The following is a 24,746-nucleotide window of genomic DNA, read 5'->3' on the forward strand; positions in this document are numbered from 1 at the left end:
CCACGATCGTTTGCGTTATATACGTGATTGACACCAACCGGCAAACGGGAACCGCTGGTAGCGGTATCGCCGATGGTATATACTAAATTACCATTAAAGTCGTTGATGGAGCCGGTTCCGCTGCGCCCGGCAGACTGGCTGTGGTAGCTCCAGTAGCTTTCCAGGCCCCACGTGTTTTTGTAGTAAAACGTGCCGCTTGGAAATAGTTGTTCCGTGACTTGTGGGCGGCTATGAGGATCGTTAAAAGGATAGTTGGACGCGAAAAAGCGCCCTACGGCAAACCGGTCCACTTCGTCCATGGAGCGCAGCATAATGCCTTTGTTCCCGCCCGGTTCGTTGTACCATTTGCGTACCTGCTTGGTAATATTAAAGGCACGCTGCGTATAGGTAACCGTCGTACTGGTTTCCACCTGGTCGATAAACTCATAATCCAATATGGTATTTACGTCATAGGGCGGATGAGAATTCCAAGTTACATGTTGATCCCAATCCCCCAGAATTTCCACAGCAGAAATATTAACCCCTTGGTTGTTATTCGCGGAATACTGATACTGCCATACCGAAAGATAGGCGTCATAGATGAGCGCCCCTTGATCCAGTTCCGGAAGGTTTACAAATTTGATGAAAGCATGGCAGAACCCGTCCGGAGCGCTTTTTCCCACCAAAAACGAACCCATGGCGGAATTGGATGTGTTGGGTGTGCTTGAATTGACATAGGTATCGAAAATACTCTGTTCCGCGCGGCTGGTTTCTGCCAGCGGATCAATCACAACCGGGTAGGCCCGGTCGGAGGCATTGAGCCAAGTCTGGTCCGCGATGACCTTTACGACGCTTTCGTGGATGTTTTTCCCCGGCTCCACCTCAAAGCGCACATCCCGGCTGATTTCCCCATTGGCGTCCATCATGTAGGGGGCGGCCAGGGTATAGATCACGTCCTGGGGCTCGTCGTTTTCCACCAAAGACAGGCTGCCGTCTTCCTCTGCCCGGATGTGCATCCGGTTGTGGCGGAGGTGGAAGGAGATGGCCTGGCTGGCCGCCGTTTTGTCCTTTAGAATGATGTTTTCCTTCACCGTTTTACCGGTGACGATATATTGGGCGTCGATGTTCGGGTAGACGTCCTCGTAAAGGGCTTCGCTTTTGTTCTTGGAAACCCCCATCTTTTTCTGGTTGTAGGCGTGGATTTCTTCCTGGGTTACCGGCGTTTCCTCCGGCTCCTCATTCATCGTTTCCACGGGCTCAGGGACGACGATGTTCTGGTTGCCCCCGCTTTTCTGGGCGTTCTCAAAGCCCCAGGAGAGCTGGTATTCCCCGTCGTCTAAGGTGACAAGGCGTTTGTGGTCCCGTTTTTTCGCAAGCTTGACCTTAATATCGTTGGCGGTGTTCTCGTATACTTCACCCACCTGGCTGTCGTTCCCCTCCGCCAGGGAGCCCCTCCGCCAGGGAGTTGTCGATTTCCTCCCAGGTTCCGTTTTCAGCCTCATAATGCACCGGCTCGTTGTACACGGCGGCGATGCCGTTGCCGTGCTCGGTGATAAAGTATTTCGTAGTGCCGTCCCGCTTTTCTTCTTGTTCCCCGATAATTTGGTATTCCGGCTGCTTTTCCGGGTCGGGGAGCGGATAACTAAGCGGGTCGGTGACCGACGGCTGGGACGGATCGTAGTCCATGGCGAACACGTCCAACTGCATCATGCTTAAGAGCAGCGTGAGTGTCAGCAGGGTTGAGACCGCTTTCAAAAACCGTTTGCTTTTCATTTCTTGTACCCCTTTTTCTGTGAATTTCTTTCTCCTTCCAATCATGCAGCAAAAAAGGCGCCGGATACCCCTATCCAACGCCTTCTCATTTTCTGTCCATAGGAACCATCTCCCTATATTTTTAGTGAAATAATATCACTTTACAGGAAATATGTAAATATATTATGAACTTATTTATTGCTTTTTGGTGTTTATTGTCAAGTTTTTTGCAGAATATATTCTTATTCTATTTGTTAAGGTCTGACCCATTGATTTCAATTATAGGAAAGTACAGTTTACAAGGGACTACACAGGGTAGGTATCTGACGGGAGGGGTGCCGCCAGTCAGATTTTCCATGTGATGTTCAAGCTGTCGCTTGTGGCGGCTATGGTGGTGATCATCAAATCCACCACACGCCGCTTGTCATCAAAAGATACATTCTCCCAGGTATCGAGGTAGCCGGAAATCTGGCTGACCTGTTCCGGGCTGATGGCCTCCACAGTCAACTCCGCTATCCTTGCCAGAAGTTCCTGCTTGCGCCCGTCCAGTTCCGCTATCTTCACATTCACATAGGAGAACAGGACATTGTTTGCCCCCGTCAGACTGTCCACCAGCTTTTCAATCTCGCTGTCTACATGGGCAAGTTCCACTTGCAGGGCGGTGATTTTCGGGTTTGCCTTTGCCGCTTTCTTTTTTCCTGTCAGCGTCTTGTAGCTTGCCAGCTTCTTTACCATCTGCTGATAAACAACCGCTTCCAGTTCCGAAGTGATGATTTTCCCACAGCCAGGACAGCTTTTATTGTCCAGCCGTTTCGTGCAGCGGAGATACTGTTTGCCGGAGGGATTGTAGATACTCATAAGAGCATACCCGCAATTCCCGCACTTGATTTTTCCTGCCAGCCATGTGTGGGTGGCTTTCCGGGCAGACTGGATTTTCATGTTGTTCATCAGCTTCTTGCGGCAGGTCAGCCAGGTGTCGGAGGGGACGATACCCTCATGGGGAGCCAGTACCAGCATTTGGTCTTTTAAGTCGTTTTTCTTGCTGGCCTTTACATCTCGCCCTTGATACAGATAGCAGCCGTTCATGCCCGTAAAATCGGCAACGTCATTGACAATGACTGTACCTTGACTTTTGAAAAATTCGTACACATCAAGGTCTGCCTGCACATAGACAGGATTGCGTAACATCTGCGCCAGCGTGGGGCGTATCAGCTCTTTGCCATGGAACAAAATCCCCTGTTCGGCAAAGTACCGGGTAATGTCCCCGTAGGAAGTTGTGGGCTGGGCGTACATCTCAAACATCAGCCGGATATTGGCCGCTTCCTCCGGGTTTACCACCAGCTTCTTTGTGTTGATACCGTCCATCTTGATAGGCTCCGTATGGAAGCCGTAAGGGGCTTTCCCGCCCATCTTAAAGCCCCGCTGACTGCGGGAGTAGTAAGCGTCCGTTACCCGCTTCTGTATCGTTTCCCGTTCAAGCTGGGCGAACACGATACAGATATTCAGCATGGCCCGTCCCATCGGCGTGGAGGTATCAAACTTTTCCGTAGAGGACACAAACTCCACATTGTACTGCTGGAACAGCTCCATCATGTTGGCAAAGTCCAGAATGGAACGGCTGATACGGTCGAGCTTGTAAACCACGACCTTTGCAATCAAGCCCCGCTTGATGTCCCGCACCAGTTCTTGAAACTTCGGACGGTCTGTGTTCTTGCCGCTGTACCCTTTGTCTGTGTATTCCTTGCAGTTACCGCCTTTCAACTCGTATTTGCAAAATTCAATCTGGCTTTCAATGGAAATGCTGTCCTTTTTGTCTACCGATTGTCTTGCATAGATTGCGTCTATCCGATTGTTCATATTGTCGCTCCTTTTCTTAAAAAAGAAACGGAGCTGCTGACAGTTCTATTATACCGCCAGCAGCCCCGCAAATCAATGATGGGTTTGGAAAACCTTATGTCCCGGCTTCCTCACTCTCCCGCTTGTCGGCGTACTTGCGGAACACCTCATAAAGCTGCTGTTCCAGTTCCCGGCGTTTGGCTGCTTCCTGTTCCGGCGTGAACACCGGGGAGAGATTTTCCAGTGTGATTTCCTTTCCCTGAAAAGTCACGATTTCGATTTCCTTTTTGTATCTGATATTACTTATAAGATCACCTTTCCTTTCCATGCTGCCGCTGTTGCCGTTTCAGTTCCGCTAAAATCTCCGGCGGGATACGGTCAACCAGCCGCCGCATATCGTCCAGTTCGCTTTTTAACTTCGCCCGTTCCATCGTGTCATTCATCTTGCCTTTTTCGCTGGCCTTTGCCCTGACTTCCAGCTTTTCATTTTCCGCTAACAAGTCATTGATTGTGACCTTGTATTTTTTCAGTTGCCCGGAGAAGTTCTCCATCTGCGGAAACCACTTTTTCAGCATGGAGAGGGCTTCCTCTTTCTTCTTTCCGGCGTTCAGCGGGGTAATGCCGGAGAGAACCGCTTCAATGGCCCTCGCCTGTTTGGAGAGGTTGACCGCCTGTTTGAACAGCCGGGTGGGGATATGCTTCCGGCCCGTCTTGCTGGCGCTTTCCCCACGCTCCAGGTCGGGGTACTGCTCCACCATACAGGCGTGAAAATCGTCCTGCCACTTCGTCAGATTGGCCCGGTTGCCGATAATTTCTTTGGCGCACAGGCGGTTGTCCTTTGTCAGCGGCACAAAGACCAAGTGCAGATGGGGCGTTTTTTCATCCATGTGTACCATAGCCGAAACGATGTTCTCCCGGCCCACCCGGTCAATGAGGAAGTCCGCCGCCCTCTGGAAGTAGGCCGCTATCTCCTTTGGGGACTTGCCCTTGAAAAACTCCGGGCTGGCGGTAATCAGCGTGTCCACAAACCGAGTGCTGTCCTTGCGGGTGCGGCATCTGGCCTGCTCGATGCGGCTCTGAATGAAATGGTAGTAGCGGCCATCCGGCTTGACGATGTGGAAATTGTACTTGCTCCGGCTGGTGTCAATGTCCGGGTTGCTGGCGTACTGCTCCTTTTTCCGTTCATGGTGGGCTTCCAGCGGCCCCGCCGGGTGGCCCTTGTGCTTCTCAAATCGCAAAATTGCGTGTTGTGCCATTGAACTCCTTTCCCCATTCCATTCCTTTCCGGCGGGTTTTCCCGCCGAAAATATCTCTGATAGGATTGGAATGGAATGAATGTAAATAGATGGTTTTAATCTCTGTATTTCTATATACCGTCAGATTTCCGTACTTCAAGAGGATTGATTTTCGTACTCGCCAAGTACGGTTTTCAGCCCTCCGGCGTACCATAACCGGATTTCTTGAAGTCGGTGTTTGGAACCGCTTCATAGGATTTCGGGTAAATGCGGTTGGGTTTTCCACAGCCCTGTTTCTGGATTTCCACCAGCCCCGCATACTGCAACTCCCGCAGGGTGTTGACCGCTTTCTGCCGCCCGCAGCGGAGCAAAGCGACCACCTCGCAGATGGGGTAGTACAGGTAGACCCGCCCGTACTCGTCCGCCCAGCCGTTCTTCCGGGACAACTCCGCCCGGCGCAGGACAAAGGCATACAGCACCTTCGCTTCGTTGCTCAAGGGCTGGAATGTGGGTGCTTCAAAAAGGAAATTGGGGAGCCGGGTGAAACTGAACGCCTTTTCCGGCTGGTGAATATAAATCGTGTTTGTCATAGCGTGTTTTGTGGACGGTTAGAGGCCCGTTTTCCGGGGCGAATGATAAATGATACCAGCCGCCCCGGTTGAGGGCTTGCGGAGCCTTGCAAATCAAGGCTTTTCCCGCTCTTAACTGTCCACAGCAGACCTCCTTTTCCGTTCACTTTCTGTTTTCTGCCGCCTGTGAACTCTGGCGGCGCAGTCCGGGCAGTATTTGCCCCGGTTGGACTTCGGGACGAACACACCGCCGCACTCCGCACAGCGTTTCAAGTCCCTGTCCCGGTAAATCTCCGCTTCCAGCGTCCTGTCCAGCGGCAAGACCGCCCAGCGGAACCACTTGCAGCAGACGGAGAACGAAATCATCTGCGGACAGGCGCAGGTGTCGCCATCGTCCAGCGCAAGGCAGTTTCCGTCCTCGCAGTTGCAGCACTCCCGGCGTATCAGGCCGCTGGCTCGTCTCTTCTGGGGCGGGGTTATGCGGTAGGGGGAGCCGTCCGGCCTGTGTTCCAGCGGCGGCAGGTGTTGATAGGGTCTTTTGCTCATGCGTCCCTCCGTTTTCTTTGGCGTGTTCTGTTTCCAAGGTGCTTGTCCATCGATGAACTATCCCAAGTCTACACCTTTTTGACCGCCTGTGCCGTATATCCAAGAGGTAGGAAATCAGCCTGAAAAACTCCCTATTTCCACGCTCTCGGATTTGTGATATAATCAAAAAAAGATAAAAGACAAATTCAGGTTTCTGGTCTTCTTGCACAAAATAAAGGAGGAGCTATTATGCAAATTGTTTATATTCCAAGCGAATCAATGTCTGTTCAAGGTAAAAAAGATGAAATCTATAAAAGATATGGGAAAGACTGGAATATTAGAGAACAGGGAGGAGGTAACGGAAATTGGTTGTTGACCAGAAAAAGTGATGTGCTTGTAGATGGAAAAAGTTATCGTACTTTTGTACTTGAACACTACGGTAAATCCAAGCTGACAGCGAAGCTTGTTGATAAATTTCGTGAAGATGTAGCAAATGGTAAAATAAAACTGTAAATGCCTATGCCGTTATGCTATGAGCATAGTACATAGCATAACGGCTTCTCTTTCGTTGAGCTAGCAAGGAGGGTGAATATGTCTTTATCCATACAAGAGCGATTAAAAGACCTACGTGTGGAGCGTGGCTTGACGCTGGGGCAGCTTGCGGAGCAGACCGGGCTTTCCAAGTCTGCGCTGGGCAGTTACGAAACGGAAGACTTCAAGGACATCAGCCACTATGCCCTTATCCGGCTGGCGAAGTTTTACGGTGTGACCGCTGATTATCTGCTGGGGCTGTCTGAAATGAAAAATCACCCAAACGCCGATCTTGCAGACCTGCGTTTGAGTGATGAAATGATTGACCTGCTGAAAAGCGGGAGGATAGACAATACCCTGCTGTGTGAGCTGGCGGCGCACCCGGATTTCCCCCGGCTGATGGCTGACCTTGAAATCTATGTGAACGGAACGGCACTGAAACAGGCGCAGGGTGCAAACGCCATAGTGGACACGATGAGCGCAACTGTTATAAAAAAGCATAATCCTGGCATGAGTGATACGCAGTTAAGACAGCTTATCACCGCCCATATTGATGAGGACGAGTTTTGCCGCTATGTGATACAACGGGACATAAACGGGATTGCCCTTGCTCTGCGGGAAACACACAAGGACGATTTTTTCAGCGTCCCAGAGGATAACCCGCTAAAAGAAATGCTGGAAACTGCTGGTGAAATCGTCAGCCAGGACAGCGACACGGAACAAGCGTACTTGGCGTTTATCTGCAAACGGCTCAAGCTGAATTTTAGGAAGCTGTCAGTAGAAGAACGGAAGTGGCTGAAAAAGATTGCGGAAAAATCCGACTTGCTGAAGAATCCAAAACCGCAGAGAGGACGAAGATAAAAAATGCCTGAACGGCGGTTCTGGTTTTTCAGAACCACCATCCAGGCATTTTGTTTAGTAATAGAAAAAGGTGCAGTTGATTATTGCGTATTGTCAATCTCTCTCAAACCGGGTAGTAAAAATACGGCAAGCGCAACGATGATAATGCCAATTCCGCAAATGACAAACCATTTCTCAACTCCCAGCCGCTCCGCCAGAGGCCCGGAAATGACAAGGCCAAACGGCATGGCGAGGGAAGCGGCGCTTGTCAGTAGAGAAAAAACTCTCCCCAGATATTCTGGTTTGACCGTTTCTTGAAAAATCGCATTTTGCACACCGTAAAATGGAGCGGAAATTCCCATAACAGTACAGCACACAACAAAGACAAGAAATGCGTCTGGCGGCAAAAGCCCGGAGAGCATATTGCTAACGCCCATCAGGAGAACGGAAAGACCGATGGTGTACCGCCGTTTCTTAAAACCGCCCCAAATGCTCAGAATGACTCCGCCAAGCAGCATACCAACCGCAAAAGCAATTTCAGCGGCAGAGGCATGGGCCGGTGTTCCTTTGAAGTATGACATACAGATGAGAGGAAAAAGCGTACTGATTGGCATATAAAAGAACATATAAATTACACCAATCCAGAGCAGAGCAAAGAGGCCCCTGTTTTGCTTTAATACCACATACCCCTCTTTCATATCCTGTAAAAACTGTTGTCTTTTCGTTTCTGGACATAGTTCAGGCGTTGGTATGGACGAAATCGCAACAGTCACACAGGCAAGGATTGCACCCACAATATCTAACAATATAATTGCATTAAGAGGCCAAACAGCATATAAAAACGCTGCGGCAGCTGGACTGATAATCGCACTTACTGCTTGCATGGTCTGCGTGTAACCAGCGCATTTTGTAAGTTCCTCTTTTGGCACAATCATAGGTGTTGCTGCGCTGAATGCTGGAGAATGAAAAGCAGTTCCCGCACTTCGGATTAACAGGACAACCATAATAGACCATACGGGCAATTCCATGTAAAACGCCACCAGCGCCAGAATACCGCCAGCGGCGGCAATTATCAAATCCGCACCAATCATTACGCTTTTACGGCTGTGCCGGTCAACAAAAGCACCTGCAAACGGGCCTAAACAGGCTTGCGGCAAAAATCCAATCAGTGTTGCCGCCGTCAATATGATTGCAGAATTAGTTTTCGCAACCAAATAAAAGATAATGGCCATTTGCAAAATACCGCTGCTAATAAAGGATATTGCTTGTCCGGCAAGAAGTGTAAAATAAGTTTTTCTCCATGAATTGTTGTTTTGGGTCATAATGCGAACCTCCTTTTTTATTGCATTGTTCCTTTGTTTCTGCAATAAAAAGCAGGCGTTGTCCCACAGAGAGGGCAGACGCCTGCATAACAACAAAGCACGAAAAAACACCACGATACAGTTCAAAGACTGCTCGTGTCAAACCTACGTGTTCCTTTGCATACGCACGCAAAAAAAGCCCACCATCATGTGGAAAGGTACTTCTACTTTTTATTGCTTATTAGCGTACACAAATTAACACACGTAAGCCTCCTTCCAATCTCAAACTGTCGCACAGTATAACACACATCCGATAGACTTGTCAACCATTTTTAACCTTGTTTTCCATCTTGTTTTTCCATCTCTTACGGGCAGTAGCAAAGCCAGGCGAGCCAGTCAACGGTCAAGATGAACGGCGCTTTCAGCGCCGCCGTTGACAGTCTCGCCCGTCTTTGCTAATGGGTAATCAAGGCGGGAAAGCCATTTTAGGGCTTTCCCGCCCATTTCAATTTTGGGAGAAGAAAGGCCCCAAAATGAACGAGTGCGGCCAAACACTTTTAGGGATTGGCCACCTTGTCCACCCATCCAGCGGGGCGGCGGGGAACGGTCAAGGCCGGGCGTCAGCCCATTCATTTCAGCCTTGACGGTTTCCTGCCGTCCTGCTACTTTTCCCGGAGTGTGGCCACACATCTGGTCACGGTGTCCAGAGCTTTGGGACTTTTTGTCCCATAGGCCGGGGGCGGAGGACGAGGGACGGGGGCTTTCATAATACGCCCTGTCTGCTGCTGAAATCAGCCCTTTGTTTCCGGCTTACCAGCCCCAAACAAAGCCCTGCTTTCCTGCCGCGTCAAATGCCCTTGCCCTCCCCGGCGGCAACGGTATTTTCAGGGCAACGCCGACAGAGCGTATAACACACTACACTTTGCTCCGCAAAGTCGTGTGCCAAATGGGGCGCTGCCCCCTTTGGAAACCCCCGCAACAAACAGGTGCTATGCACCCAGCCGGGAGCATAGCGCCGTTTGTTGTCAGCAGCCCGTTTCACGGTCTGCGTGTAGTTCCTTGTAAACTGACCTAAGGTATGTATTCAGAAACATGTTATAAGTTATTTTCCTGTGTATGGTTTTCTGCCCGATCAGAAAAATCAACTGCTCGCAGTTGGTGACGTTTATACAAGCCTAATATCCTCTACACCAAAAATGTCTGCTTCCATACTTGTACTTCAAGGTTGCATGTTTTCAGACTGCTCTTTCCTTTCAAGTATCCCATAAACTGTGATACACTTAAATTGGGTGGGATACCTACCAGCATATGGATGTGGCCTGGACATGCTTCTGCCCCTATTGTTTCTACTTCTTTCTGCTCACATAATTTCCTTAGTATCTGGCCTATATCTGCTTTTTTCTTTTCATAGATTTCTTTCCTCCTAAATTTTGGAGCGAACACTATATGGTACTGGCATCTCCACTTCGAATGTGTTAAACTATTTACGTCTTTCATGACAAAATCCTCCTTTTGCTTTTGATGCGGTCGGCAAACCTTCATCTATTTTAGCAATAGGAGGATTTCTTGTATCTAAAGTTTTCTATCCTCACCAGCATAGCTGGTGGTTGTTATCTCTAAAACGGCAAAACAAAAATGGCGTGACATCTTTTTTGTCACGCCATCATGGGTTTACGCTATAAAAGACACCCTCCTAAAAAAGTAAAAATGAGAATTACGGGTTTAGAATCGTTTTATTTTCATTTTCATCTTACGATTTTCTGCTTTTTGTTACCCCGTTTTCAATAAAAATAGAGGCCGAAACCTGGATTGTCCCATTTTTGAATTCCAGATTTCGACCTCTGCTCAATTTTACATCACTTTCTTTTTCCGCTGTAATGCTGTCAGGATACCCGTTAACATACCGCCGCTCAACAGGAGAACCATCCACAGTACAAAATGACTGCTTTCCCCAGTATTCGGGTTGTCCGTATCTCCCTCGTTCCCATCTACCGGTACGTCACTCGGATCAGGCGCGCCGCATACAATGCATTTCCCGTTCTGGAAATTATGCGCAATTTTCGCAACCGTGCTGCCCTTCTCCACTACTTCACCGCATACACTGCACACCTGGTCGCCGGTGTAACCTTCTTCTGTGCAGGTAGCTTCCTTGACATTTTTCAGTTCAGTATGGTGGCCGAGCGGGGACAGTTCTTCGGTTTCTTTGTGATTGCAGAGAGTACAGGTCCTCTCCTTCATGCCTGCTTTAGTACAGGTCGGCTCTTTTGTTGTTGTCCAATCACCAAAGCGATGCGCTCCTAAAATATCCGCATCCGTATTGCTGTAGACTTCCACAGGCGTATCGGATTTGTTGCAAGTCGAATATTGATTCACCTTATAAACATCGCCTCCCGAAAGGGTGGGATAATTGTCCTTTTCTTCTCCGTTATCAATGTTTTGTTTCCAAACCATTGCGGACTGATCTTCGTTGAGAAGAAAAGCTACCGCGCCGGACGCAAATTGTTCTTTTGTCTTGCCGCCGTCTTGTGTTTCGGTGTCAGACAAATAATAGGTATTTTCTATCGTATAGGCGCCCGATTGCTTTCCTGCCACTGGTCCCGCTTGTGCAGGATCTTCTGCCTGAACAGCGCCTGTATTATGGCAAAGCTTCAAGGTTCCCTGGCTCAGGTTCCCCGTAATCCCTCCGGCATAAGCCTGGCTTTTGATGGTGCCAATATTATAACAATTTACGACTTCGCCTCTTCTATTTACATCGCCTGCTATGCCGCCAGTAACGCTGTGGTTACCGGTCACATTGCCTGCATTATAGCAATTCTCGATTTTACAGGCTATGCCATAGGTTGCGCACGATCCGACGACGCCTCCAACATGTGTTTCCCAGGAAAAATGTCCTGTTCCGACGACGTTACCGGTATTAAAACAATTTGCAACAATACCCTTCGCACTTCCTGCCACACCGCCGACGGTATCTGCCCCTCCGGTGACGGCGCCAGTATTGTAACAGGCTTGAAGCGATGTTACGCTATGACCGGTCACTCCTCCAACGGTGTTGCCGGAACCCGTGATATTGCCCGTGTTAAAGCAGTTTTGCATGGTTCCATGAGTATAGCCCGCAATACCGCCAACAGTCGATTCACCATTTACAAAGCCTTTGTTGTAACAATTTTCTACAACGCCCGTACCATTTCGTCCAACAATGCTTCCAACATATTTTTTTGCCGAAACGTAGCTGTCTATAATTCCCAGGTTTTTGATCGTACCTGTATTTTCTCCAAAAAGGCCCTGATAGTCGGAATCATTGTCAATATAAAGGCCGCGAATGGTTTTGCCATTGCCATTAAAAATACCGTTGTAATCCTCTATTGTAGTCCACTGTTCAGGAGTTCCTCCTTGATAGGAGCCGTCTTCATAGAAGGTTACGCCTGGATTCAGGTCAATGTCCGCCGTAAGCTCGGCACATGCGGCAAGTTCACCGTCATTGACCGTCTTCGCAAACTCCTTTAAATCCTCCGCATTTCTTATCCTATACGGATTGCTTTCTGATCCATCCCCCTGTACAACCTTCACAACAAAGGTCACTTGCGTAGGGTTAGCGACCAGACGGCCGTCCGCATCGCGGGTAACATCCACCGCATAGGTGTTCTCACCTACAAATTCATATCCCTCAGGCACATTGACTCTTTCAATGCCGCCGCCCTCGCCGTCATAGAACTTGGTATAGCCGAGATCCTCTAAAATGTTGCCGTCGGTATCTTTGAAAATGATATCCACAGACGCCATTTTCTCTACCATGATCTCTACCACAGGGTTTGTAACCACCCACTGGCCATCAACAAATTCTAGAGCAGTCGGGTAGAGCCAATCCTCTCCCGGATGCGCGGGAATCACTTCCATATATCCATAAGGCAGGGGAATATCCTCCCGGCTGTACGGACCTGTCGTCTCGAATTCAATGTTCCCTCCGCCCGGAACGGGATTGCCCGCGCCGTCTACATACCTCACTTCAAAGAAATAGTCGGAGGGGTTGACTTCCTTGGCATAATTTCCAACTCTGGCTTCAATCCCCGGCAAACCGGCATCCGTTGTACCCAATGCATCGGCATTCACCACCAACTGAGAAGATCCCACGGTTACGATTGCCGCAGCTAGGAAAAGAGCTCCTATCTTCTTATGCAATTTTTTCTGTTTCAAATTATTTTCCTCCTATCATTATAAATGTCCCTATGCGAAAGCCGGCACAATGATAAAGGGTACCGGCAATCCGCTGAAGACCGGCCTGAATTGCTTGCCCTCAGGAAAAATGCTCCTCAATGTGAATAAGGCGTCTGAAAGCGAATCCGACGAATCGGACCGCCAAGAATCATCTGCCTGCTTGGAGAGCAGTTCCTCTGTAGTGAAAGGATAAGCAATCTCGACTTCCCTGCTCCAGACGCAACCAAAAGCGCGGATAAACCATATTTATCCTTTGCGTTTGCTGGTCAATATGGACTTTACCGCAATCCAACTCGTGAATAACGGCAGGGATCTAGTCACCGCATAGGCATTCCTCCTTAAAAATTGATGGTTTTATTTGAAGTTTTCCGGACCCACTCATCTTTGACCTTCTGATAAAATATTCAGACGAATCTGTGTAGTAAAGGTTTTGGAATCCTTCAGATAACGAAACCGCGCTGTCCCTCCGTATTTTCGCGAAACTGCAGAGACGCTTTTCAGTCCCTGCCCGCCGTCCGGACGGGCGCTCGTAAAGGACTCGGACGGCAAAAATCCATCGTTCATTTGATGTTTCCCGGAGGGATGGACGGCGTCACAAGTGTTCTCCACCTGAATCGCCAAAGAACCGCCGATGATGCCGATATCAATTCGGATCCTCGCTTTTCCAGAGGCTTCCTGACAGGAATGTATGGCATTTTCCAGCGTATTCCCCAGAATCACCGTCAGGTCCGCTGGAGAAACGCCAATCTCGCCGCATTCCGCTAACACTTCGCAGGAAATCCCGCTTTCTTTCGCCCAGCCAACATAATATTGCAGCAGCGCGTTGACCGTTTGGTTCTGACAAAAACATTCGGTTTCCCGTTTTTCCGTCTGTGTCAAAAGCTCCTTGAGATAGCTTTTCATCTCCTCCGTCTTATCCTGCTCCGCCAGATCGTACAATCCAAGAAGATAATAGCGCAGGTCGTGTCGTATCCGTCGGGTGTTATCGATTTCCTGCGTGATTTTCTGATATTGTATCCTCTGTACTTCCGTCATCCGGCGGTATTCTGCATCGCGTTTGCGCCGGACGGATTCTTTCAGCAGCGACCAGTAAAAAGTGAGCAGTACCAGCATGGAAAACAGGAACAAAGGCGCTGCAAACCACCAGTAATCATAGGCGCGGATTACAAAAAAGGAGTTTATGAATACCACCAGCACGGCGTATATCACAGAAACGCAAACGATCACCCTCAGCTCCCGACGGATGTTCTCCGGATCTATCTCTTCCAGATAGCTGCGCACGGTATGATGAAACGCCCAGGATGCCAGCGGGAATAGCACCGCACTTGTGATCACATAGGCCCAGAACATTTGCGGCGGATAAATACCTGGAACATTCCCATCCGGAAAAAAAGGAGTAATCAGGTTAACCAGCATATACTGCGTCGCTGCATAGAATACGGCCAGATTGACAACCAACAGTTTTTTGATTGCTAAATCCCGAATCAGAAAAACGTAAAACACCGTAAATATGACGACGGCGCCAAGCATATACAAATTGGCAAACGATGATTTATCCGGCATCTCCGCAATAGATGGCAGATACTGTCCCAATGGGAAGCAGACTGACAGCAGTATGGATAAAATCCCATAACCGGTCAATATCCACCGGCGCCGATATCGAAACGCTTCCTTAGGAAACGGTAGAAAGCAAAGCAGAGTACAAGTGAAAATCTGGATAAAAAAACCGACACTGTTTCGAAGAAAAAAACCTACACTCATCGTTTTCCTCCACGTAAAGAATGCCTCCGGGATAGGTGCGCAAACGCATAGTCATCATAAGCACTGCGGATGGCCGCACGGCCTTTCCGGCTGAACAAAACATGAATGCCATTGCGCAATGTGCATCCGTCCGGTTCCATTCGGTCAATATAGGCCATGTTGACAATCATTCCCCGCTGAATTTTGAGAAAACGGTCATCCAACTGCTGTTCCAATTCTCCAAGAGGCATCCATACCGATAGCAGTTCTCCATCCGACAATGATATCTCCGTGCGGTGGTCGGCACTTTGCAAGCTGAGGATCTCTTCCAAATAAATGGATCGACTGCCCCGTTTGACCGTTATCAATATGGTGGGGCGATCCCGACCTTGCTGTTTTGTCAGCCGGGCAAACGCATCGCGGATTCCATTTGCTGTCACCGGTTTAACAAGATAATGCAGGGCATTTAGCGCAAAGGCGTCGACCGCATATTCCTCACTTGTCGTCACAAAGACAATCCCTGTTTCCGGTGAGATTTTCCGCAGTTCCACGGCAATGTCTACACCGTTTTCCTTAGGCATATAAATATCCAGAAAAGCAATGGAAAACGGCGGGCTTTCCCTTGCAGCTTTCAGCAGGGAATCCCCATCTGAAAAGCATTCAGGCGACCGGGTGGGATCCCACTCATGCAAGGCTTCTATAAATTTTTCCTGCTCTTGTCGGTCATCGTCACAAACAGCAATCCGCATGGTTTTCCTCCTTTCTGATATGGAAATAAGTTTTTATTTTATTAATTATATCACGTTTTCCGAATTCGTTCTCTACCACTTACGCAATCCAAATTTACCATCCACGAAATATTAGATGATTTTTAACTTATCATTTGTATAAGAAAAGAAAATTATCTCCCTCAAAAACGTTTATTTTTATCACTGTTCTTTCCTGGAAGAATCTCTGTTGCAAGAATGGGTGTCCCTTCCGGCGCGGCAATGTCGATGCCTTCTCAATCGGTATCAGGGTCTATGATTTGGTCGTGTCCACTAGCAAATCTCCCGCTAATTCTGCTCATTTCCGGTTTTCACATTAGGGACAGATATTCGTTCCGCCGATGGTTAAAACCATACTGTTCCGCCATCTCTTCCAGGGTTTTGTGAGTGATGCTGATCTGCAACGCGCTGTTTTTAGCTGGGACGCTGGAGTATCCCCCGCCCCGGCTGCTGCCGGGACGCTCCTAAAAAAGGGCGCACTACCCCTTGTATCTTGAGGGCTTAAAATTCGCCCGTTTTGGGGTTCGTCAATCTATCTATGAAACTGCCGGAAACTTCTACACATCTATGAGCGGGGAAAAGGGCGCAAAACGCAAAAAAACGGGGCCTCCGGCCTGAATAATCAGGCGGAATCCCCGCTCACACGGTTTTATTTACTCTTTTAGGTTTGGACATCCACGGTAAAACGGTTTCCCGGATTTCGCTCCAAAAAGCCCGCAAACCCGCATGAAGCCTAACAAAATGGCGTGACATCTTTTTGTCACGCCATTTTGGGTTTGTGCTACAAAAAAGATACCATACTAAAAATAAGAATTTCTGATTCAAAATAAATATTTCATTTTGATTTTTGATTTTGAATGTTCCGTTATAAATAACAAGGGTGAGATTTTAAAAATCACATGGACGTTTAAGCCTCCATTTCCTGCCTGAATGAAATCAGTTGTTTTTCCCAAACTTTTGATAGATCCAAACCACTGAAAAAATCGCCATTGCTACAGCAATTATGGGATAAACCACCATTAATACATTCGCCATCATCCGATTGGAAACAGTTCCCTGCAGCAGTTGATTCCCAGTAAGCAAAATGTTGCAGGTAATGGAATCCAGCCAATGGATTCCCAGCATACTGCAGGCAAGCGGGGCGGCAAATAAACCAAATGACAGGAACATCGCTTTCAAGGTATCCTTAACCGCCAATGAGAACAACAATACCATCCCCGCCACGCCCATCGCGGCAAGCAAGCGGGTAACATATAAAAGGACTAGATACCCTCGTATGGAAACTGCCAAAGGAAACTGCTGCAAATGCTGCATACTTTGTACCGGCGCATCCAATCCGTCCATCCCATAGAGCCTGACTATGTTAATAAGTTCGGGAAGATATACGGTCAGGAACACAAAAAGCACAATCAGAAAGGAAATACACAATTTGTACGTCACCGTGGCACCTCGACCCTTTGGGCAGGTGGTAATAAGTCTCGCCATCGAGGACGAATACTCCGAGGAAAAGGTGGCGCTGAGCCCAACTATCAGCATCAGTACAAGCAAAAAGGCATTATACTGATCTGTCCCAACAGATTGCTCCGCCGTTAACTGCCGAAAACCAAAATCATCGACAAACCACAATTCTCTCCCCTGTGTTTCCTTGTATTCTTCCATGTAACGAAGCTGGCCAAGTATGTCTTGTTCAAAAACCTTCCTGCTTTTGGTTTGAGCGCTTAACCGTATCAGTTCTTCTTCGTACTTGCTCTGGGACAGCGATCCCGATTGAAACTGCTCCCCCAATTCCCGTGTTTGTTCGTCAATGTGCGCGAACTTTTCTTGTTCTTTTTCAATAAAAGAGAGAGACGCTTCGGTTACCGGCCCTTTCAGAACCTGCACATAGCTTTTGTAATATAGATCGTCCGTGGTCAGCATGGATTTGGCTTGCGTTGCACCATAAAGCTGAAAGCCAAGGAATACCAGCAGCAAGAACAAAACTTTGTTTGCAATCAGCGCCTTATAGAGTTCATGGGAAGCAAGATGTACTTGGACATGCCGTTTTTTTCGCCTACTGGCAAAAAGGGCTGCCCCCTTGGACGCTTTGTTTTTTCCGCGGCAGAAAAGCAACATGTTTCCTGCGATGAGGCAAGCCATCAGAACGACGCACACTACAAAGAAAAGCGTAAATAGATTTACCGGAACAGAGAAAAAGTCCACGTTCAGATAGGTGCGGTAAAATTCCGGCTGGAATGTGAAATAAACGAGATTGACATACTTAAAAAAAGATAAGCTCGATGTAGAGGAAATCAAGGTATACGCTACATACTCTACCCCAACTATCCCGATGATGCCCGCACAGATCAGAACCGGGCTACGTATAACAAGACTGAACAAGAGAAGAATCAATGCAAACAAGAAAAAGAGCAGCCACTTCATCAAAAACAGCAATAGCAAATACTGCCATACATTCACAGGAAGAGCCAGCCCCATACAGGTATCCACCGATTGAATGGGACGGGAAAGGTCTCCCAAGCCGTAAATCCAAGAAGCGATTAGTACATTACTGCCAAACAGCAACCCGGTAAACATACCGCAGGATACGGCTAGCACACCGATTTTGGACGCAATAACCGGAGCGCGGCCTTGGCAGGCGGAGCGGACCAAAGAAAAAAGTCCTTTTTCCTTTTCTTGTGTGATAAGAGAGGTACAGACCATAAAAACAAGAAAAAGAATCGCAATATCTGTCCCAATGAAACCCGTAGACATATTGATCCCCAACGATTGATCAAACGGCAGCGTCAAATTTTGAAAGGACTTGAAATCCTCAGCTGTTTTCTGAATATTGCGGAAAGAAAAAGAGCCTTCGTCCGCAAAAATTGAAATTTTCGTCATGGAAGCGGCTTTTTCCTGAATTTCTTCTATGGAAGTGCGATAGCCAGCCAACGCTTGCTGCTGCTGATAATACGTCCGGTTTAGCTCATACTCGAATCCCGGTCCACGTGTAAACTGAAGATAGCTCCCTTCTTCAATCATGTTCTGATAGCGGGATAATTGCTCTGGCGTCAAGGAACCGGCAAGGTCGTTTTGCATCAAAAAAGCACCCGCCTGGTCCTCACTAACCGCCGTTAGCTGCATAATCCACTTGAGATCCTCCTCCCGTGCGGCAAGATACGCCGCACGCTCATCGGAGGTCATCCCTTTCATATAAGAAAACTGCGCGACATATTCTTCGGCCGTCACCATGGGATGCGAAACCGATTCGTTTCGTACAAGTAGAAAACCGTTGAGTAATATAAGGAGTATAAGCAAAAGCCAAATCCCCTTTTTGGCGTATACTTTTGCAAATTCCGCCCTTAAAATCCTCACGACAGCGATTCTCCCTCTTCTTCAAAATGATACAGGTAGCAATCCTCCACCGTTGGGGAGACGGATTGGTTAGGATAATCCTTGGGAGGTGTTTGGGAAAGGAGACGGACAAGTACCCGGTCGCCTTCTCTTGCCAGATTGGACACCCGGTATGCTTCCTGGAGCTCTCCTACCCGTTCAGGCGGTGCTGATACGACAAAAACATGGCCGGACAATTCCTCTGCCAAAGCCGAAGGCTCCTTTTGCGATAAGATTTCCCCTTTCTTAAGCAGGATGATCTCCTTTGCAATATACTCAATGTCTGACACCACATGGGTAGCAATCAGCACGATTTTGTCCAGCGCGATCTTTGAAATTAGGTTTCGGATGCGAATCCGCTCTTTTGGGTCAAGCCCGGCCGTCGGTTCGTCTAAAATCAGCACCTGCGGCCGGTTTAGTATTGCTTGTGCGATCAGGATACGCTGCTTCATTCCTCCAGAATATCCGCCGAGCCTGCGGTTAAGATCGCCATCTAGGTTCACAAGCTTTGCCGTCTGTAGGATCTCCTGTTTCGCCTGTTCTTTAGTCATTCCCTTTAAGGCGGCCATATAATTTAAAAAACGCCATCCTGTAAAGCTTGGGTACAGCTCCTGCTGCTGCGGCATATATCCGAGTATTTTTCGAAACCGCTTTCCCATTTTGAAAATACTTTCGCCATTAAAGCAGATTTCTCCAGAATCCAGCCGGACATTGTCGGTAATGATGTTCATTAACGTCGACTTTCCAGCACCGTTTGGGCCTAGAAGCCCGTAAACACCTGGCGTAAGCGTGAGGCTGACATGCGAAAGCGCTTTTTTCTCCCCATAGCTTTTGCTCAGGTTTTGAATCTCCAGTTTCATACATGTGTCTCCCCTTCTGGAGTGTATCAGGTTCAATTGGATTTCCACGCCTCTAGCTGCGCGTTGGCCGCTGACACGACTTCCTCGATTCCCGCCGCCTTCAGTTCTTCATTGAGCTTCTGTAAGGTTCCATCCACGTCCTCACAGGTTCCCGTCCATAGTCCGGCATATTCCACCTTTGCCAGCACGGCATCCATTGCGTCGATTTTGTCCTGTACCGAACTTGGATCAAAATAAAAGCCTTCCAGGCAGGAATCCTTTGTATTCGCATTCTGGTTTGCATACGCGGACGCTTTGGCCTGCGGCTCTTCCATGTTAATAAAATTCTTGGGAAGGGTCAGAAAGCAATTGGAAATGGGGCTCATATAATAGCGGGGACTGTAGAAAAGGCTCTGGTCATCGTCCTCCATTTCGCTTTCTTTGAGCTCGACCGCATATCCGTCCTGGACTTCATAATTGCGCCCTTCCACTCCGTGGAACAGCAGGTTGGCGATTTCTTCATCCGTGTAGGCGAGGTACAGCATCTCAAACGCTTCGTCGGCCTGCTCGGATCGTGCACTGATGCAGTTGGCCTGCATGGCTCCGCTGATTCTCGAAAAATGGCTGGTCTGTATGTTCCAGATAGGGAATGGTTCACAATTTTCATAAACCGGCCCTTCATCCTCCATGGCGATGATGTTGCGATAACTGCGGTTTTCCTCCAATACGGGAAGTTCCTCTCGATATTTGTTAGCGGTGGCGAAAATGAAGACATTGTCCCCGTTGCATTCATAAGCGTCGGACATTAGGCCAGTCTTCGCCATATTTACGCCAGCTTGTAAATACCCCAGTTCCTTATACCGGCGGATGGTACGAAAGAGCTTCTGTACGTATTCTTCTTCATAAATGTTGCAAAATGAGGTCGCCTCTCCCTCAATCGGGCAGCCAACCGCCGTGGTCACATATTCGTACGGCAGAGCCTCTACATTCCATGCTGTACTGCATAAATACGGGGTAATGCGTCCGCCTTCTCCCTCGTACACACGTTTGAGTATGTCTTCGAGCTCCCATAAATCCTTTTGTAAGTCTTCTGGAGTCACGCCGTATTTTTCTGCCATTGCCTTGTTGACCTCCAGATAACGGAAACTTCCAAGCAGATAATTGGACACTCCATATACCTGGTTTTCATAGGAGTTCTTTCTCCAGATTCGCGGATCAATTGCCTCGTAGAGCTCTTTTCCCTTTTCGGTTTGCAAATAGTCGTCAAGTGGCAACGATAGTTTGTTTTTCACAAAGTAATCGGTGACGCGGATGTACTTGTTGGATTCCGGCTGGCCCCGGGTGACGTCTGTCATAAAAAGGTCAGCCTGCTTGCCCGACTCAATCCACTGCCTTACAAAATTTTGGTAGGCACTATCGAATTCGTCTTCGCTTACCTGGGAATAAATCGCACCACTATTGACCAATACGCCTTGGACCGCAAAATCATATCCTCTTTGTTCCAGAAGCTCATTAAGCCGCATAAACACAGCCGGGTCGTTTCCCAACGCGTTATCATTGAGCAGCCACACCAGCTTTTTCTTACCTGGATACAATGTTTCAAAGTCCGCGGGGAGATAGGTTACGCTGCTGTCCAGGGAAGATTCGGTGAACCGAATCTGACTTTCGCCGGATACTCCCTCCGGCCTCTTTTCGCAGCCGGACAGGAATAAAAGCGTCAAGATCAAAAGGGCAGATAGCAAACGGCTTATTTGTTTCATACTTCTCACCTTTTCTCTTTGAATCACAGCAGGAACAGACGAACAAAAAACAGGAAGGGGGATGAAAGGGAGAACCGGAAACACTAGTTAATTATTCAATTACTTAAGTAGGCAGATAGGAGCTTTGACCTTATTACTACATGTTCGAATTAAGATCCAAATAGTATTGGCCGTGATTAGCCTCATGGTAAGAAGCAGCATAATAGAAACTTCTTCCAGCCGGATTGCCTACCATAGTACTAATCGTACCTCCATCTGATTTCTCCATGTAGTTCATCCGGGAATAGGTATATCCATCGTCGTCATGGTAGTCTCCTCGGACTTGCACATAAACATGAAGGCCTGCAACGGAGGAAGACGCTGTTGGTTCAAATGGAGAAAACGTCAGACTACCCGTAAGCGGCCCGTCGGATCTGGTTACAGCGCTTGCAGACAAGGCGAATAAGGCCATCGACAGAACTAAAACGAAAGACAGGCATACACACAACTTTTTCTTCATCCTGTATTTCACCCTTCCTTTTTTCTCCGTTTCCCCCATCACCGTCTATTGAAATAAGGTACAAGCCGGGTTCTTGCGGTAATAGTCCTCCTTGGATATAATACCTCGGAATTGGTGGCTTTCCCGGTACTCTTTGTCCTTGCTCTCGGTCTCTGATCTTAAATCAAAGCGGAGAATCTCATCGTCAATGGTAAACAAAATCTGATCGCCCACCTCCTGCTTGGGTGTGATATACCGCCCTTCGGAAACCGGAAAATCAACTTCGGCAATCTCCCCGGTTTTGGGATCGTAGTAGCAGGTAAGAAGATGAAAATATCCGTTTTCTCCTGGGATTTCTTTCTCGAAAAACACTTTTCCATCTAAGCTTCGGTATCCCGAGCACCCTTCTGGCAGCCAGGCTGCCACGGTCTTTTCATCGGTATTCAAATTAATTGCGTACAATGGGATTTCTCCCTCCTGCTCCCGGCCGGGATAATATAAGATATCCTCCACCATAATCGCAAGACTAAACACACGGGTATCCATGGTTTCCTCCACTATCCGCGTCTCCCCGGTGGCAAGATCGTATCCATACAGCGTTGAAAACGCACCGTCCTCCTGGAAATCCGTGAAAAAATAGTACACGGTATCTTCCCAAATTCCACAGATAGCGCCTTGTATATCCGTTTTCTGAATAGGAACCGTCAAGTCCCGGTAGTTGCCGTTTTCCAGATCAAAGCAGGCGAGAGACAGCTTGTTGGCCACCTGCTGGGGATGCATCTCCACCTCCCCGCTGGGGTAGGTAACCTCCGCATCCTCCATGACCGACACGGAGTTGAGAAAATAAAAGCAGTTGTCCCGGTAAAGCCCGGGTGATATGAGAGAAAGGGTTCCGTCAAATTCTCCGAGCACCTGCCGTTCACTCCCGTCTTCCTTGGCCCGAATCGCCTGAGTGCGCATCCCGGTGCCGTTCATATTACTCAAAAAGTAATAAAGATTTCCGTTATAGGAAGCGAGATACTTGGCATTTAAAAACGCATCACATTCCTCCGGCATAGGATTAAGAGGGTCAGCGGGCCGCTTCGTATGGGTACAGTTGGGCTTCGTGCACAGGTAAACGGCTTCCTTCGCTTGAAAGTCGTAAAACAGAACCTGACCGGACGACTGTGGAAAAGGCTCGTGATAAATCCCCTTCTCACTGACGGCGCCATACGCTAAATCGTTATAGGCCCATACCTGCTCCTCCGTTTGGGAGACGGAACGGGTCAGCACCCAGATACCGATGCCAACTACGCAAAGGAGCGCTATCGCTAGAATTCCAATCAAAACCTTTTTTCTGTTGCTCAAATCTCTCCCTCCTTTTCTCTCTTTAGGTATAGAATACCATATCGTGAATATAATTCATAACAAAAAACAGACAAAAATGTTTAAAAAAATGGTTATTTTTGTGAAATCTTGTATGGCTTTTCCGATTTTTCTAAAATAGTACTCGTTTTTGATTTCAGATGTTCCATCGTTACAAACTAAAATGAAATTGATATATCGTTTTTGCATGCTAAAACGTTCTTTTGCATTTTTCAGAAAAATATCCTTCGCAAAAATCTTATATAACTCCAAAATCCCAAATACGAAAAAACACACCTCACAAAGTGAGGTGCGCGTCTTAGATGCGGCGGCTCGTCGCTAGGTTTGTGCTACCCAAAAAAGATACCTGCAATAAACGCGAGTGCTGCAAACAAGCTGAAAAAACAGAAAAAAGCTGCAGCGCGTCTTGTTCATTGAACCGACTCTTTTCAGTAGATTTTAAGAACTCCGCTGACATATTTTTATTACTCTGGACTCCCGAACTGCTCAACTTTGGAATCAATGGCATCAAGGAGCGAGATAAGCTATGAAAAGTCAATCTTTTATAGTTCCATATAATAGTCCATCAATACATAATAGTGATATTTTTAATTCTCACGAAACCTTGCTCTATTCTCAAAGTGTTACAGTAGGACATGAAGCGGATGGTACAAAACAAATTGGAATTTCCGCATCGTGGAAATTCAACGGAAATTATAGCGGTGTAGTTATTAACACGATTACTGCATCAGATACCGTTACACTTGATCCTATATCTGTTACGCCGCCTACTGATGATCCACCTGTGATTTCTGATGTAAGTATCACTCCCTGGCAGGTATTTGGAAATACTCTGGATATTAGAATCAATGCTACCGATGCTTCTGGAAATATTGGCGTGGTGCATGTTGATTATAATTTATCAGATTCAAATGGGCAACAAACTTCATGGGGACGATATAATTCCTATTTTGGCGGCGGGAATAGCATTCAAATGAGTGAAGCTTGCGACTTCGGAAGTCGAGTCGGTAGAGGACAAGGTGTTTGGATTCGAGTTCATGCTTGGGACACTTCAGGTCAATCTTCTGGAAATGTTGATAATGGGCCATATCTACGAAATAATTACCCCTCTCCCCCTTCATCTGTTATTGTAACTTCCAATGGCTCTATCACAAATCATCAATCGGGGAGTACGGTTCAAATTCAATGGGATAGCGCAGTAATTCATTATTTCTGTAGAGAGGATCCGGTATCTGGATACGATGTCCAATATCGAGTTGATGATGGTAATTGGGTTCCTCTTTTCACAGATCACAAAAAAACTTATTGTTCCCATGTCCCAAGTCAGTTTATTTCGGGCAAAACATTAACATACCGAATTCGTTCTAAAAATACTGCATTCGGTGAAAATTTAGCTTCTGATTGGGTTGAAAGTAATTCTCTTTCTCTTGGAAATGGGACAAAAATAAAGATAGATGGTACATGGACAAATGGCATTGTGTTTGTCAAACAGAATGGACAATGGAGGCAAGGAAGAAATGTGTATGTAAAACAAAATGGTGTGTGGAAATTAGGCAGGGGGTAATCCTCGGAAGTTGTTTGAAGTAATCGCCGAACTTGTCTAGGGGACGGCGGTTACTTCTTTTTTGTTACCTGAATTACTAGCGTAACA

The 24,746-nt window shown here is 47.6% G+C and carries 18 protein-coding genes and 1 pseudogene; 3 read left to right on the top strand and 16 right to left on the bottom strand.

What is annotated here, in order from left to right; translation table 11 throughout:
* From WMO26_RS11030 to WMO26_RS11060, 7 genes are all read right to left on the bottom strand, one after another.
* Window positions 1–1,400, bottom strand: a 1,400-nt coding sequence (locus WMO26_RS11030; RefSeq protein WP_349220419.1) for a DNRLRE domain-containing protein, incomplete at its 3' end; no start/stop codon positions are given.
* The gene (locus WMO26_RS11035) at window positions 1,393–1,752 is read right to left on the bottom strand and encodes a hypothetical protein (RefSeq protein WP_349220421.1); all 360 of its coding nucleotides are present in this window, start codon (window positions 1,750–1,752) and stop codon (window positions 1,393–1,395) included. The genes WMO26_RS11035 and WMO26_RS11030, both read right to left, overlap by 8 nt.
* 324 nt (window positions 1,753–2,076) lie before the next feature.
* On the bottom strand, window positions 2,077–3,588 hold the full coding sequence (locus tag WMO26_RS11040) for a recombinase family protein (RefSeq protein WP_002575864.1): 1,512 nt from the start codon (window positions 3,586–3,588) through the stop codon (window positions 2,077–2,079).
* A gap of 94 nt (window positions 3,589–3,682) precedes the next feature.
* The gene (locus tag WMO26_RS11045) at window positions 3,683–3,874 is read right to left on the bottom strand and encodes a hypothetical protein (protein WP_321118048.1); all 192 of its coding nucleotides are present in this window, start codon (window positions 3,872–3,874) and stop codon (window positions 3,683–3,685) included.
* A 4-nt stretch (window positions 3,875–3,878) separates the two neighbouring features.
* The gene (mobV, locus tag WMO26_RS11050) at window positions 3,879–4,823 is read right to left on the bottom strand and encodes a MobV family relaxase (RefSeq protein WP_002575862.1); all 945 of its coding nucleotides are present in this window, start codon (window positions 4,821–4,823) and stop codon (window positions 3,879–3,881) included.
* Window positions 4,824–4,996: 173 nt separating this feature from the next.
* Entirely contained in the window at window positions 4,997–5,392 is a 396-nt protein-coding gene (locus WMO26_RS11055) for a replication initiator protein A (protein WP_002575861.1), read from the bottom strand.
* 111 nt (window positions 5,393–5,503) lie between these two features.
* On the bottom strand, window positions 5,504–5,917 hold the full coding sequence (locus WMO26_RS11060; RefSeq protein ID WP_002575860.1) for a cysteine-rich VLP domain-containing protein: 414 nt from the start codon (window positions 5,915–5,917) through the stop codon (window positions 5,504–5,506).
* 228 nt (window positions 5,918–6,145) lie between these two features.
* Between WMO26_RS11060 and WMO26_RS11065 the strand changes: the two genes are divergently transcribed.
* Together WMO26_RS11065 and WMO26_RS11070 are read left to right on the top strand one after the other, a co-directional pair.
* Window positions 6,146–6,409, top strand: a complete 264-nt coding sequence (locus tag WMO26_RS11065; protein ID WP_002575859.1) for a hypothetical protein — start codon at window positions 6,146–6,148, stop codon at window positions 6,407–6,409.
* 78 nt (window positions 6,410–6,487) lie between these two features.
* The gene (locus WMO26_RS11070; RefSeq protein ID WP_002575858.1) at window positions 6,488–7,288 is read left to right on the top strand and encodes a helix-turn-helix domain-containing protein; all 801 of its coding nucleotides are present in this window, start codon (window positions 6,488–6,490) and stop codon (window positions 7,286–7,288) included.
* 80 nt (window positions 7,289–7,368) lie between these two features.
* Here the strand turns inward: WMO26_RS11070 and WMO26_RS11075 are convergent, their stop codons facing one another.
* From WMO26_RS11075 to WMO26_RS11115, 9 genes and pseudogenes are all read right to left on the bottom strand, one after another.
* Entirely contained in the window at window positions 7,369–8,589 is a 1,221-nt protein-coding gene (locus WMO26_RS11075) for an MFS transporter (protein WP_002584949.1), read from the bottom strand.
* A 1,157-nt stretch (window positions 8,590–9,746) separates the two neighbouring features.
* Window positions 9,747–10,065, bottom strand: a pseudogene (tnpA, locus tag WMO26_RS11080) (IS200/IS605 family transposase); the annotation flags it as partial.
* Window positions 10,066–10,419: 354 nt separating this feature from the next.
* On the bottom strand, window positions 10,420–12,759 hold the full coding sequence (locus tag WMO26_RS11085) for a GLUG motif-containing protein (protein WP_349220423.1): 2,340 nt from the start codon (window positions 12,757–12,759) through the stop codon (window positions 10,420–10,422).
* Between the two features lie 399 nt (window positions 12,760–13,158).
* On the bottom strand, window positions 13,159–14,130 hold the full coding sequence (locus WMO26_RS11090; RefSeq protein ID WP_349220424.1) for a sensor histidine kinase: 972 nt from the start codon (window positions 14,128–14,130) through the stop codon (window positions 13,159–13,161).
* 407 nt (window positions 14,131–14,537) lie between these two features.
* Window positions 14,538–15,269 (bottom strand): LytR/AlgR family response regulator transcription factor, encoded by a 732-nt coding sequence (locus WMO26_RS11095; RefSeq protein ID WP_349220425.1) that lies wholly within the window; start codon window positions 15,267–15,269, stop codon window positions 14,538–14,540.
* Between the two features lie 954 nt (window positions 15,270–16,223).
* Window positions 16,224–18,635, bottom strand: coding sequence for a hypothetical protein (locus WMO26_RS11100; RefSeq protein WP_349220427.1), 2,412 nt, complete (start codon window positions 18,633–18,635; stop codon window positions 16,224–16,226).
* Window positions 18,632–19,513: an ABC transporter ATP-binding protein gene (locus WMO26_RS11105; protein WP_349220429.1), complete on the bottom strand. Its 882-nt coding sequence runs from the start codon at window positions 19,511–19,513 to the stop codon at window positions 18,632–18,634. The genes WMO26_RS11100 and WMO26_RS11105 overlap by 4 nt, the downstream gene beginning before the upstream one ends.
* A 32-nt stretch (window positions 19,514–19,545) precedes the next feature.
* Window positions 19,546–21,252 (bottom strand): DUF3502 domain-containing protein, encoded by a 1,707-nt coding sequence (locus WMO26_RS11110; RefSeq protein WP_349220430.1) that lies wholly within the window; start codon window positions 21,250–21,252, stop codon window positions 19,546–19,548.
* 544 nt (window positions 21,253–21,796) lie between these two features.
* Entirely contained in the window at window positions 21,797–23,077 is a 1,281-nt protein-coding gene (locus tag WMO26_RS11115) for a hypothetical protein (protein WP_349220432.1), read from the bottom strand.
* A gap of 544 nt (window positions 23,078–23,621) precedes the next feature.
* On the opposite strand from WMO26_RS11115, the gene WMO26_RS11120 reads away from it, so the two are divergent.
* Window positions 23,622–24,659, top strand: a complete 1,038-nt coding sequence (locus tag WMO26_RS11120; RefSeq protein WP_349220433.1) for a hypothetical protein — start codon at window positions 23,622–23,624, stop codon at window positions 24,657–24,659.
* Window positions 24,660–24,746: the final 87 nt, after the last annotated feature.

This window comes from Solibaculum intestinale, from assembly GCF_040096205.1.
GTDB classification, from domain to species: Bacteria; Bacillota; Clostridia; order Oscillospirales; family Acutalibacteraceae; genus Solibaculum_A; species Solibaculum_A intestinale.